Origin of the sequence: Agromyces protaetiae, assembly GCF_004135405.1 — a bacterium.
Lineage (GTDB): Bacteria > Actinomycetota > Actinomycetes > Actinomycetales > Microbacteriaceae > Agromyces > Agromyces protaetiae.
In genome coordinates, this window is sequence record NZ_CP035491.1 from 1,235,197 (window position 1) to 1,247,884 (window position 12,688).

Here is a 12,688-nt window from a genome sequence, read left to right on the forward strand (position 1 = left end):
GCGAGGGCGCGGGAGCGTGAATGGGGGTCGGAAGCGCGTCACCGGCATTGCATGAGGGCGAGCCTAGCGTGCGCGGCTATCCGGTTCCGAACGGATCGCTGAAGTCCTTCGGGGCGCGAGTTCGGCGAGCGTGGTCGGCGATCGAACGGAGCGTGTCCCCCGCGATATAGGTTCGGCCCCGTTTGTCGCCCTGAGGGAGCAGGAGTCCCGCGTCCGCGAGCGCGGCGAGGTCACGGGTCGCGGTCTGTTCGCTGACCGCTTCGTCGGCTTCCGCGAGCGCCGCCATGTATGTCGCGCGGCGCACACGGTACCCGAGCGTCGCATCGACGAGTACGTAGATCGTGCGTTCGGCGAGCTTCTCGTCGCGCGTGAGCCGTTCGAGTTCGACCCAGACGCGCTCGATCGCCTGGATGCGGCGTTGGATGGTCTGAGCCTGCCGCAAGTGGGCGGTGAGCGTGAACCGAATCCACGGCCGGGCGTCCCGATCTGGTTGCCACGATCCACCGCCGACCTGGCCGAGGACGTCGTAGTAGGTCTGGGTGTTGCGGCCGAGGTGCTCTTCGATGCTCAGGAAGACGGGAGAGAGGCTGCCGCCGTCGGACGCCAGGACGAGGCTTTGGAGGCAACGCGCCATGCGTCCGTTGCCGTCGCGGAAGGGGTGGATCATGACGAGGTTGAGGTGGGCCATGGCGGCTCGAATGAGCGCAGGTCCGTCGTCCTCGCCGAGCTGGGCGACGAGCGCCGACATGAGTTTCGGCACTTGTGACAGGTCGGCGCCTTCGTGCACGATCTCGCCTGTGTACTCGCGTTGCACGTAGATCGGACCGGCCCGCCAGCGCCCTGGTCGCACACTGAGGTCGTAGCTCGTCATCATGAAGTGCAGGCTCTTGATCAGGTCGGCGGATACGGTGAGGTCGTCGTCCTGGGCGAGTTGGAGAACGTAGGTCATCGCGGTGCGGTACCCCTCGAGGGCGAGCCGAGTCTCGGTGTCTGCGTCGAGCGGATCCTCGCCGAGAACGACCGCGTCTGCGTCATCGAGTGGCGCGTCGTACCCTTCGATGCTGTTGGAACCTTGGATGTTCCTGGCGAGCGTGGTTCGTCTCAGCGAACCGTTCCACCTTCGGGACTCACCGAGTTTGAAGCGGAGCGCCTGGCGCATCCCGTCGATCTCGGCGAGCACGGCGAGTTCTCGCTCGTCGAGCGGAGGCGTTTCGAAGAGTGGGGGTGCCGGTCTGCTCGTGGTCATTTGACTATGATTAAACATCACCCGACTGTTGTAAACAGCTTAACCCTCAGTCGCGCGCACCGTGCCCCCGATTGGTGCGCGGATCGGGCCGAAGACTGGCGCTCGAGGCATCCGTTTGCCATACTTACTATCTGAACGTTCGGTCGGTAATTAAGTCGGGCCGGCTCGGACGATCGCACAGACCTACCGCAACGCATGACAGAGCAGTCAGGAGACGGCATGGCCGAGGCCTACCTCGTCGGAGGGGTGCGCACCCCCGTCGGTCGCCACGGCGGCGCACTCGCGGGCATCCGCCCCGACGACCTCGCGAGCCTCGTCGTCGGCGAAGCCGTGCGGCGCGCCGGTCTCGATCAGGCCGCGATCGAAGCGGGGGCGATCGACGAGATCATCCTCGGCGCCGCGAACCAGGCCGGCGAGGACAACCGCAACGTCGCGCGCATGTCGGTGCTCCTCGCGGGGCTCCCCGATTCGGTGCCCGGTATCACGGTCAACCGGCTGTGCGCGTCGGGTATGTCGGCCATCACGATGGCTGCGCAGGCGATCCGCGCGGGCGACGCCGACCTCATCGTCGCGGGCGGCGTCGAGTCGATGACCCGGGCACCTTGGGTGCAGGGCAAGCCCGAGAAGTCGTGGGCGAAGCCCGGCGAGCAGTACGACACGTCGATCGGTTGGCGCTTCGCGAACCCCCGCCTCGTCGCCCGTGACAAGGCGACCTTCTCCATGCCCGAGACGGCCGAAGAGGTCGCGCGCGTCGACGGCATCACGCGCGAAGACGCCGACGCGTTCGCCGTGCGATCGCACGAGCGCGCGATCGCCGCGATCGAGGCCGGTCGCTTCGACGCCGAGATCGTCGGCGTCGAGACGAAGGCCGGCACCGTGACGATCGACGAAGGCCCCCGCCCCGGCACGACGGCAGACGTGCTCGCCGGGCTCCGTCCGGTCGTCGCCGGCGGTTCGGTCGTCACCGCGGGCAACTCGAGCTCGCTCAACGACGGCTCGTCGGCGATCGTCGTCGCGAGCGCCGAAGCCGTCGAACGCTACGGACTCACCCCGCGCGCCCGCGTCGTCGTCGGCACGAGCGCGGGCCTCGCACCCGAGATCATGGGCCTCGGGCCGGTGCCCGCAACCGAGAAGGCGCTCGCGCGCGCGGGCCTCACGGTCGCCGACCTCGGCTCGATCGAACTCAACGAAGCCTTCGCGACCCAGTCGCTCGCGAGCATGCGCCGCCTCGGGCTCGACCCCGAGCGGGTCAACGCCGACGGCGGAGCGATCGCCCTCGGACATCCGCTCGGCTCTTCGGGGGCGCGACTCGTCGTGACCCTCCTCGGTCGCCTCGAGCGCGAAGCCTCGCGCTACGGCCTCGCGACCATGTGCGTCGGCGTCGGCCAGGGCGCCGCGATCATCGTGGAGCGGGTGTGACGATGACGGATGTCTCGGCCGAGCGCCGTTCCGACGACGACACCGCCGCGCCGATCCTCGTCGAGCGCGCGGCGGATCGCGTCGTCGTGACGCTCAACCGGCCCGAGAAGCGCAACGCGATCGACCAGGCGATGGTCGACGCCCTCCACGAGGTGTGCGCCGAACTCGAGGTCGAGCCGCGCACGCTCATCATCACGGGCGCGGGGTCGACGTTCGCGGCGGGCGCCGACATCGCGCAACTGCGCGAGCGGCGTGCGGCCGACGCGCTCGCGGGCATCAACGCCAACTGCTTCATCCGGATCAACGAGCTGCCGATGCCCGTCATCGCGGCGATCGACGGCTACGCGCTCGGCGGCGGCGCCGAACTCACCTACGCGGCCGACCTGCGACTCGCGACGCCCGCGCTCAAGATCGGCAACCCAGAGACGGGCCTCGGCATCATCGCGGCGGCCGGCGCGAGCTGGCGACTGAAGGAGATCGTCGGCGAGGCGCTCGCGCTCGAACTGCTGCTGACCGGGCGCGTGCTGAACGCCGACGAAGCGCTCGCGGCCCGGCTCGTGAACGCCGTGCATGCTGCCAAAGACCTGCTCGCCGAAGCGCACGCGCTCGCCGACCGCATCGCCGCGAACGACCGCGACGCGACGATCGCGATGAAGCGCGTCGTGCGCGCCCCGCGCGCCGAGCACCCGCGCGTCGACCTCGAGGCGCAGGCCGAACTGTTCGAGTCGCCCGAGAAGGTGCGGCGCATGACCGAATTCCTGGAGCGGAGATCCAAGCGATGAGCGAAGCGGTTTCAGGTCTCGATACGCGGCCGACTGCGTCGGGCGCTACTCGACCGGCGGGATCCCCTCCCGTCCCGGCCCGCGTGGGCGTGCTCGGCGGCGGACGCATGGGCGCGGGCATCGCGCACGCGTTCCTCGTCGCGGGCGCACACGTCACGGTCGTCGAGCGCGATGCGGATGCCGCGGCCGCGGCCCGTACGCGTGTGACCGATGCCGTCGCGACATCCGTCGCCCGCGGCACGACGCACGAGGCATCCGACGTCATCGAGGCGCGCCTCGAAAGCGTGACGGAGGTCTCGGCCTTCGCCGATGCCGGGCTCGTGATCGAGGCCGTGCCCGAGGAGCTCGCGCTCAAGATCGACGCGCTGACCCGCGTCGAGGCGGTGCTCGGCGAAGACGCCGTGCTCGCGTCGAACACGTCGTCGATCTCGATCGACGAGCTCGCGACCGTGCTGGCTCGGCCGTCGCGGTTCCTCGGCATGCACTACTTCAACCCCGTGCCGGCGTCGACGCTCGTCGAGCTCGTGCGCGGCACCGCGACCGACCCGGTCCTCGTCGACGACGCGCGTCTGTGGGTCGAGGGCATCGGCAAGACCCCGATCGTGGTGACGGACGCCCCGGGGTTCGCGTCGTCGCGGCTCGGCGTCGCGATCGGACTCGAGGCGATCCGCATGCTCGAGGAGGGCGTCGCGTCGGCGGAAGACATCGACACCGCGATGGTGCTCGGCTACAAGCATCCCGTCGGGCCGCTCAAGACCACCGACCTCGTCGGACTCGACGTGCGCCTCGGCATTGCCGAGTACCTCGCGAGCCAGCTCGGCCCGCGCTTCGAACCGCCCGCCCTGCTGCGACGACTCGTCGCCGAGGGCAAGCTCGGCCGCAAGACGGGCGAGGGCTTCTACGACTGGACTGCGCAGTGACGCGCGAAGGGACACATGCCATGACCGGAATTCTTCCCAGCTACCTGCAGGGCGAGTGGTGGACGCCGGATGCCTCGGCGGAGGGGTCGGTGCTCGAGAACGCCGCCGACGTGCGCGACGCGTCGACGGGCGAACTCGTCACGCGCGTGTCGACCGACGGCATCGACCTCGCGGGAGCGATCGACTACGCCCGCACGGTCGGCCAGGCCTCGCTCGGCAAGCTCACGTTCCATCAGCGCGCCGTGCTGCTCAAGCAGATGGCCGTCGTGCTCACCGAGCGGAAGGCCGAGCTCTACGCGATCTCGGCTCGCACGGGGGCGACGGAGCGCGACTCGTGGGTCGACGTCGACGGCGGCATCGGCGTGCTCTTCACGTACTCGTCGAAGGGCCGCCGCGAACTGCCCAACGGCCAGGTGCTCGTCGACGGCCCCGCCGAGGTGCTCTCGAAAGACGGTTCATTCCTCGGGCAGCATATCTACACGCGCCTGCCCGGCGTCGCCGTGCAGATCAACGCCTTCAACTTCCCGGTGTGGGGTTCGCTCGAGAAGTTCGCGCCCGCGTTCCTTGCGGGGGTGCCGAGCATCGTCAAGCCCGCGACCCCGACGGGGTACCTCGCCGAGGCGTTCGTGCGCATCCTCGTCGAGTCGGGCCTCCTGCCCGACGGATCGCTCCAGCTCGTCTCGGGATCGCTCCCCGGCCTCTTCGACCACCTGCGGCTCGGCGACCTCGTCGCCTTCACGGGTTCGGCGTCGACCGCCGAACGCCTCCGCTCGCACGACGCCGTGCAGACGGGCGGCGTGCGCTTCACGAGCGAGACCGATTCGATCAACGCGTCGATCCTCGGCCCCGACGCGACGCCCGACACTCCCGAGTTCGACGCCTACGTCAAGCAGCTCGTCGTCGAGATGACCGCCAAGGCGGGGCAGAAGTGCACGGCCATCCGCCGCGTGATCGTGCCCGAGGCATCCGCCGACGCCGTCGTCGACGCCGTGCGCGCGCGCCTCGCCGAACGCGTCGTCGTCGGCGACCCGCGCGCCGAAGGCGTCACGATGGGCCCGCTCGCGTCGGTCGCGCAGCGCGACGACGTGCTCGCCCAGGTGCGGAAGCTCGAGGCCGCGGGCGGCGCCCTCGTCATCGGCTCGACCGACCTTCCTGCCGTGCGCCTCGCCGACGGCAGCGAAGGCCAAGCCGCTGACGGCGCGTTCCTCACGCCCATGCTCCTTCGATTCGCGGATGCCTCGGCCGACGCCGTCCACGAGGTCGAAGCGTTCGGCCCCGTGGCATCCGTGCTCTCGTACTCGACGCTCGCCGAGGCATCCGACCTCGTCGCCCGTGGCGGCGGCTCGCTCGTGACATCCGTCGCGACGCACGACCCCGCCGTCGCGATCGAACTCGCCTCGCGCATCGCGGCGTACAACGGACGCGTGCTCTTCCTCGACCGCGACGACGCCCGCACCTCGACCGGCCACGGCTCGCCCGTGCCGCACCTCGTGCACGGCGGCCCCGGCCGCGCGGGCGGCGGCGAAGAGCTCGGCGGCATCCGCGCCGTCAAGCACTTCATGCAGCGCACGGCCGTGCAGGGCTCGCCCGAACTGCTCACCGCCCTCACGGGCGTGTGGCACACCGGGGCATCCGCCCGACCGTACGACCTGTCGGGCGACGTGCATCCCTTCCGTAAGTCGCTCGCAGAACTCCGTGTCGGCGACCAGGTCGCCTCGCCGTCGCGCACCGTCACCCTCGACGACATCGAGACGTTCGCGAACTTCACGGGCGACACCTTCTACGCGCACATGGACGAAGAGGCCGCGACCGCGAACCCCTTCTTCCCCGGACGCGTCGCACACGGCTACCTGCTCGTGTCGTGGGCCGCAGGCCTCTTCGTCGACGCGGCGCCCGGCCCCGTGCTCGCCAACTCGGGCCTCGAGAACCTCAAGTTCGTGACGCCCGTCTCGCCCGGCGACTCGATCCGCGTCGAGCTCACGGCCAAGCAGATCACTCCGCGCGAGACCGACGAGTACGGCGAAGTGCGGTGGGACGCCGTGCTGAAGAACCAGCACGACGAACTCGTCGCTTCGTACGATGTCTTGACGCTCGTCGCGAAGGAGCGCGTGCCGGCGGCGGTGTGAACGCGTAGCAGTCGCCGCCGTGCCTGTGGAGAGCGGAGCGTCCGAATCCGTCCCATTGCTTATGCTCGCGGCGTGACGATGCAGACACCGCCGCAACAACCGCAGCCACAACCGGTGCCGCCCCAGCCCGTGCCGCCCCAGCCTCAGCCTCAGCCTGTGCAGCACCGGCCGTCGCAGACGCGCCCGCATCCCCGGCTCGCAGGGTGGGCGATCGCGCTCGTCGGTGTCGCAGGCTTCCCGGTGCTCCTCGCGATCCTCGGGTTCGCCGGTCTCGTGTTCGTCCAGACGTTCCTCGAGTTCCCGAACGACACCATCGGCTACCTCTTCATATTCATGACGGTCCTCGCTGCGCTCGGATCCCCCGTGACCTTCGTCTTGGCGGTGCTCGCCCTCGTGTTCGCGTGCAGCACCCGACAGAAGCTCGTGCTCTGGATCGCGATCGTCGAGCTCGTGCTGATGTTCTTGTGCGTCGGGTACTTCTTGTTCCCGAACCTCCTCTTTCCGTTCTGGTTCACCTCATAGGGATCGTTCACCCTCTGAGCGCGAGCGCGAACGGCAGCACGGCGGATGCCCCCGCGAGGCGGAGTTCGCGTGCCGCGACGGTGAGGGTCCAGCGGCTGTCGGCGAGGTCGTCGACGAGGAGGATCGGGCCCGATGCGGTCGACACGTCGAGCGCGTCTGCGGAGAACCGGTTCCAGAGCCCGGCGAGCCGGTAGGCGCTGTTGCCGCCGGGCCGGCCGGTCGGCCCGCCGTCGCGGAAGTCGAGTGCGCCGAGGTACGGCAGCCGCCCCACCCGGGCGAGCCCGCGCGCGAGCGAGTCGACGAGAAGCGGCTTCGACCGCGACGGCATCGCGGCGACGGCGACGGGCCGCTCGGCCCACCCCCATTCGGCGAGCACGCGCACGCAGGCGTCGAGCACGCGCGGCGACACGGGCGCGTCGGCTGCGCCTGCCGCGAAGAGCTCGCGGAGCGTGCCGCCCCAGCCGAGGTCGGTGAGGCGCGCGAGCGCGCGGCCCTCGGCAGCCTGCTCACCGGGTGCGATGCGGCCCTTCGCCGAGACGCCGAGGCGGTCGGCGCCCGTCGGCCACTGCTTGCGCGGCTCGATCGGCACGCCCACGCGGTCGAGTGCGGCGCTCGCGGCCTCGGATGCATCGGACGCCACGGCCGTCGGGTACCAGGCGCCGGCGCACGAGTCGCACCGCCCGCAGGGCGCGGCGGTGTCGTCGTCGAGGGTGCGCTGCAGGAACTCCATGCGGCACGCCGACGTGGTCTCGTAGTCGAGCATGTGCTGCTGCTCGGCGAGGCGTTCGGCGGCGATGCGCCGGTAGCGGTCGGCGTCGTACGCCCACGGCTCGCCCGTGGCGACCCATCCGCCCTGCACACGCGCGACGGCGCCGTCGACGTCGAGCACCTTGAGGAGCAGTTCGAGGGGCGTGCGGCGGATGTCGACCATCGCCTCGAGCGCGACCGTCGAGGTCGGCCGGTCGGGGGCGAGCGCCGCAAGCACGCGCGCAGCGCGGTCTTCGTCGGGCATCGACGCCGTCGCGAAGTAGTGCCAGATGTCGCGGTCTTCGACGCCGGGAAGGAGCAGCACGTCGGCGCTCTCGGTCGCGCGGCCGGCACGGCCGACCTGCTGGTAGTACGCGACGGGCGTCGACGGAGCCCCGAGGTGTAGCACGAACCCGAGGTCGGGCTTGTCGAACCCCATGCCGAGCGCACTCGTCGCCACGAGCGCCTTGACGCCGTTGCGCTTCAAGAGGTCTTCGGACTCGGCTCGCTCGTCGGTGTCGGTCTGGCCGGTGTAGGCGCGCACATCGTGCCCACGCTCGCGCAGCACGCGCGCGGTGTCTTCGGCGGCGGCGACCGTGAGCGTGTAGATGATGCCCGACCCGGGCAGGTCGTCGAGGTGGTTGATGAGCCACGCGAGTCGGCTCGCCGAGTTCGGCAAGCGCAGCACCCCGAGCCGCAGCGACGCGCGCGCGAGCGGCCCGCGGATGGTCAGGACGTCGGAGCCGCCCAACTGCTCGGCGACGTCGGCGACGACGCGGCTGTTGGCGGTCGCGGTCGTCGCGAGCACAGGCACGCCCGCGGGCATCTGCGAGATGAGTTCGCGGAGGCGCCGGTAGTCGGGCCGGAAGTCGTGCCCCCAGTCGCTGATGCAGTGCGCCTCGTCGACGACGAGCATGCCGATGCGTGCGACGAGCGCAGGCAGGCTTTCGTCGCGGAACGACGGGTTGTTGAGCCGCTCGGGTGAGACGAGGAGCACGTCGACCTCGTCGGCGTCGAGCTTCTGGAGCACGTCGCCCCACTCGTGGGCGTTCGTCGAGTTGATCGACACGGCTCGCACGCCCGCGCGCTCGGCGGCGGCGATCTGGTCGCGCATGAGCGCGAGGAGGGGCGACACGAGCACCGTCGGGCCCGCGCCCGCACGTCGCAGCAACAGGGTCGAGACGAAGTAGACGGCCGACTTGCCCCACCCCGTGCGCTGCACGACGAGCGCACGGCGGCGCCCTTCGACGAGCGCCTGGATCGCCTCGAACTGCCCCTCGTGGAAGTCGACGTCGTCGCGGCCGACGAGTTCGCGCAGCGCGGCGAGCGCCGCGGCGCGGGTGTCGGTGCCGGGTGCGGCGGCGGAGGCGGGGGCGTTCGTCGTCATCGAAGCCAGCCTGCCCCATCCCGCCGACATGCATGTCGGCGGCCGGTGCGAGACTCGACGCATGACGACGATCGGCACTCCCGGCGGCTCGCCCGAGCGCCCCGCGATCTTCTTTGACGGGCCCGACGAGTTCCGCGCGTGGCTCGAGGCCAACCACGACACCGCGACCGAGCTGTGGATGGGCCTCTACAAGAAGCACGTGCCGCACCGCGCGCTCACCTGGGAGCAGGCGGTGCCCGAAGCGCTCTGCTTCGGGTGGATCGACTCGGTCGCCCAGCGCATCGATGAAGATGCGGTACGTCAGCGGTGGACTCCGCGGAAGCGCGCGAGCACGTGGTCGGCGGTCAACGTCGCGCACGTCGAGCGATTGACGGCCGAGGGGCGGATGCATCCCGCCGGCCTCGCGGCGTTCGAGCGACGCACTGCCGACCGCACGGGGGTCTACTCGCACGAGAATCCCGATCAAGAGCTGACGCTCGAGCACGCGGCGGCCCTCGCGGCCGACCCCGCGGCATCCGCTTTCTGGCTCGCGGCGACCCCGACCTACCGGCGCACCGTCACGCACTGGGTGAACACGGCGAAGCAGCAGGCGACCCGCGATTCGCGGTTGCAGCAGCTCATCGACGACAGCGCCGCCGGGCGGCTGGTGCCGTTCCAGCGCTACGGCGAGATTCCGAAGTGGGTCGAGCGGGCGGCCGAGGCGGCGCGCACGGCGGCATCGCGCTAGCGTGAACCATGCTGTACGAACACCAGGGCCAGAGCCCCAAGCTGCACCCCTCCGCGGTGGTCGCGCCGAGTGCGGTGATCAGCGGCGACGTCGAGCTCGGTGAACGCGTGCAAGTGCTGCACGGCGCGGTCATCACGGCCGAGGGCGGGCCCGTGCGCATCGGCGCGGGCACCGTCGTCATGGAGAACGCCGTCATCCGCGGTGTCTCGGGCAACGCCGCCGTGATCGGCGACCACTGCCTCGTCGGCCCGCACGCCTACGTGTCGGGGGCGACGGTCGAGCCCGAGGTGTTCCTCGCGACGGGCAGCCGAGTCTTCAACGGCGCCGTCGTCGGGCGGGGCAGCGAAGTGCGGATCGACGCGGTCGTGCACCTGAAGACCGAACTCGCCGAGGGCACGACCGTGCCGATCGGCTGGGTCGCGGTCGGCACGCCGGCGCTCATCGCCCCGCCGAACGAGCACGAGGCGATCTGGGAGCGGCAGCGCGAGCTCGACTTCCCCGAGTACGTCTTCGGCCTCGACCGCGACACCCCCGACCTCATGGTGCAGCTCACCGACCGCTACGGGGCGCGGCTCGCGCGGCACGCGGACGACCGGGAGGTGTGAGCGACTCGCCGCCTGCGCGCGCTCGAGACATCCGGATGCCTCGCAGCGCACCACCGTTCGCGGCCGCCGCGCTCACCTGACCTGGGCGTCCTCCGCGAGGATCTCGTCGACCTGTCCGAGCGCGAGCTTCATGCCCTCCTCCTGGCCCATCTCGATCAGGGCGTCGAGCTGCTCGAGGGAACTGAACACCGACCGGATGGAGAACCGCGCCCCGGCGTCGGTCGGTTCGAAGTCGACGATCATCTCGCCCGACTCGGGCATTTCGGGGTCGGGGTTGCCCTCGGCGTCGCCGAAGCCGTCTTCGATGCGCAGCCGCTCGGGCATTGCGATCTCGTGGAATCGCCACCACCCGTAGTGCCGGTCGCCCTCGGGGCCCTGCATGAAGTAGATCGAGGTGCCGGGCACGTCGAAGTCGTGGCGCGTGAAGGTCGCGGGCCACCCTGGCGGGCCCCACCAGCGCTGCAGCTGCTCCCGGTCAGCCCAGAGCCGCCACAGCCGTTCGACGGTCTGACCGTCGAACTCCGCCGTCACGGTGAGCGTGAGGGCTTCGGTGTCTTTGACCGAACTGATGTGCGCCATCATGCGTTCCCTTCGTCGAGGATGTCCTGCATTCGGTGGATGCGGCTCCGCCACAGTCGTTCGTAGTCGTCGAGGAGTCGACGCGCGTGCTCGATCGACTGCGGGTGCGCGTGCACGATCTGCTCGCGGCCGCGTCGCTCTTTGGTGACGAGCAAGGCGCGTTCGAGCACCGCGACGTGCTTCTGCACGGCGGCGAAGCTCATCGTGTAGCGCTCGGCGATCGCCGAGACGCTCTGCTCGCGCTCGATGACGCGCGCGAGGATGTCGCGGCGAGTCGCATCGGCGAGCGCCTGGAAGATCGCGTCGACCTCTGCATCGGTGAGTTCAGAACGTACAACCATTTGGTTGTAGGTTACCGCAGCACGCGCCGCCGCTCAAGAGCCGGATGCCCCTGCCTGCCTCCCGGCCCCGCCCCTCCCGGCCCCGCCCCCTCCGTGATGTCGCGCAAACGGTCGCCATCCCGGCGGAATGACGACCGTTTGCGCGACATCACCGGCGAGCGGGCGGCGTCAGGCGAGACATCCGGATGCCTCGGATGCCCTCCGGCGAGCGCTCAGCCCTTCCGCGCCCACCCGATCGCGGGCGCGACGTGCTCGGCGATCGCCTCGAGGAGCCCGGCGTTGTAGTCGACGCCGAGCTGGTTCGGCACAGTGACGAGCAGGGTGTCGGCCTCGCGCACGGCGGCGTCGTTCGCGAGGTCGGCGGCGATCTTGTCGGGCTCGCCGATGTAGCTCTTGCCGAAGCGCGCGATGCCGCCGTCGATGAAGCCGACCTGGTCTTCGGTATCCCCCGCCCCGCGGCCCTGGAAGAAGGCACGATCCTCGTCGTTCCGGATCGGCAGGATGCTCCGCGAGACCGAGATGCGCGGCGTGCGCTCCCATCCGGCCTCGGCCCAGGCATCTCGGAAGACCTGGATCTGCTCGGCCTGCAGCTCGTCGAACGGCACGCCCGTGTCTTCGGTGAGGAGGGTCGAGCTCATGAGGTTCATGCCCTGCTCGGCCGTCCACTTCGCTGTTGCGCGCGTGCCGGATCCCCACCAGATGCGGTCGACGAGGCCCGGCGACTGCGGCTCGATCGCGAGCGGGCGCGACTGCCCCGTCATCTGCGGGTTCGACATGACGACGCCCGCGCTCGCGATCGCGGCGCGGAAGAGCTCGGTCTTCGCCCGGGCGAGGTCGGCGTCGGTCTCGCCGTCGCCCGGCACGTACCCGAACGCGTGCGCGCCGTCGAGGGCGGTCTCGGGCGATCCCCGGCTCACGCCGAGCTGCAGTCGGCCTTCGCCTCCGGCGTGCGCCGAGATGAGGTCGGCGGCCGCGGCATCCTCGGCCATGTAGAGGGGGTTCTCGTAGCGCATGTCGATGACGCCCGTGCCGATCTCGATGCGGCTCGTGCGAGCGCCGATCGCGGCGAGCAGCGGGAACGGGGAGGCAAGCTGCCGCGCGAAGTGGTGTACACGGAAGAACGCGCCGTCGATGCCGAGCTCTTCGGCGGCGACCGCGAGCTCGATCGACTGCACGAGGGCGTCGCGGCCCGTGCGGGTACCTGAGTGCGGCGACGGATGCCAGTGGCCGAACGAGAGGAAGCCGATGCGTTTCGGATGCGTCGTGGCGCTCATGTTCCAGTACAGC

The 12,688-nt window shown here is 70.6% G+C and carries 12 protein-coding genes; 7 read left to right on the forward strand and 5 right to left on the reverse strand.

Annotated elements, in window-relative coordinates; all coding sequences use genetic code 11:
* Window positions 1-76 precede the first annotated feature (76 nt).
* Window positions 77-1,264 carry a Fic family protein gene (locus tag ET445_RS05755; protein WP_243695469.1) on the reverse strand — a complete coding sequence of 396 codons (1,188 nt, stop codon included), beginning with the start codon at window positions 1,262-1,264 and terminating at the stop codon, window positions 77-79.
* A 201-nt stretch (window positions 1,265-1,465) separates the two neighbouring features.
* On the opposite strand from ET445_RS05755, the gene ET445_RS05760 reads away from it, so the two are divergent.
* From ET445_RS05760 to ET445_RS05780, 5 genes are all read left to right on the forward strand, one after another.
* Window positions 1,466-2,665 (forward strand): thiolase family protein, encoded by a 1,200-nt coding sequence (locus tag ET445_RS05760; RefSeq protein ID WP_129189665.1) that lies wholly within the window; start codon window positions 1,466-1,468, stop codon window positions 2,663-2,665.
* 2 nt (window positions 2,666-2,667) lie between these two features.
* Window positions 2,668-3,447, forward strand: a complete 780-nt coding sequence (locus tag ET445_RS05765) for an enoyl-CoA hydratase/isomerase family protein (protein WP_129189667.1) — start codon at window positions 2,668-2,670, stop codon at window positions 3,445-3,447.
* Window positions 3,448-3,554: 107 nt separating this feature from the next.
* Entirely contained in the window at window positions 3,555-4,367 is an 813-nt protein-coding gene (locus tag ET445_RS05770; RefSeq protein WP_243695470.1) for a 3-hydroxyacyl-CoA dehydrogenase family protein, read from the forward strand.
* Window positions 4,368-4,387: 20 nt separating this feature from the next.
* A complete protein-coding gene (paaZ, locus tag ET445_RS05775; protein WP_129189671.1) occupies window positions 4,388-6,493 on the forward strand; it encodes a phenylacetic acid degradation bifunctional protein PaaZ in 2,106 nt (701 codons plus the stop codon).
* A gap of 156 nt (window positions 6,494-6,649) precedes the next feature.
* On the forward strand, window positions 6,650-7,015 hold the full coding sequence (locus tag ET445_RS05780; RefSeq protein WP_165314237.1) for a hypothetical protein: 366 nt from the start codon (window positions 6,650-6,652) through the stop codon (window positions 7,013-7,015).
* A gap of 7 nt (window positions 7,016-7,022) precedes the next feature.
* On the opposite strand, the gene ET445_RS05785 is transcribed toward ET445_RS05780, so the two are convergent.
* Window positions 7,023-9,149, reverse strand: a complete 2,127-nt coding sequence (locus ET445_RS05785) for a RecQ family ATP-dependent DNA helicase (protein WP_129189675.1) — start codon at window positions 9,147-9,149, stop codon at window positions 7,023-7,025.
* A 61-nt stretch (window positions 9,150-9,210) separates the two neighbouring features.
* Between ET445_RS05785 and ET445_RS05790 the strand changes: the two genes are divergently transcribed.
* Window positions 9,211-9,876, forward strand: a complete 666-nt coding sequence (locus ET445_RS05790) for a YdeI/OmpD-associated family protein (RefSeq protein WP_129189677.1) — start codon at window positions 9,211-9,213, stop codon at window positions 9,874-9,876.
* 8 nt (window positions 9,877-9,884) lie between these two features.
* On the forward strand, window positions 9,885-10,481 hold the full coding sequence (locus tag ET445_RS05795; RefSeq protein ID WP_129189679.1) for a gamma carbonic anhydrase family protein: 597 nt from the start codon (window positions 9,885-9,887) through the stop codon (window positions 10,479-10,481).
* A gap of 72 nt (window positions 10,482-10,553) precedes the next feature.
* On the opposite strand, the gene ET445_RS05800 is transcribed toward ET445_RS05795, so the two are convergent.
* The 3 genes from ET445_RS05800 to ET445_RS05810 form a co-directional block, all read right to left on the reverse strand.
* A complete protein-coding gene (locus ET445_RS05800) occupies window positions 10,554-11,060 on the reverse strand; it encodes an SRPBCC family protein (protein WP_129189681.1) in 507 nt (168 codons plus the stop codon).
* The gene (locus tag ET445_RS05805; RefSeq protein ID WP_129189683.1) at window positions 11,060-11,401 is read right to left on the reverse strand and encodes an ArsR/SmtB family transcription factor; all 342 of its coding nucleotides are present in this window, start codon (window positions 11,399-11,401) and stop codon (window positions 11,060-11,062) included. Before ET445_RS05805 ends, ET445_RS05800 begins: the two co-directional genes overlap by 1 nt.
* A 212-nt stretch (window positions 11,402-11,613) precedes the next feature.
* Complete coding sequence (locus ET445_RS05810) at window positions 11,614-12,675, reverse strand: LLM class flavin-dependent oxidoreductase (RefSeq protein ID WP_129189685.1); 1,062 nt, start codon at window positions 12,673-12,675, stop codon at window positions 11,614-11,616.
* Window positions 12,676-12,688 lie beyond the last annotated feature (13 nt).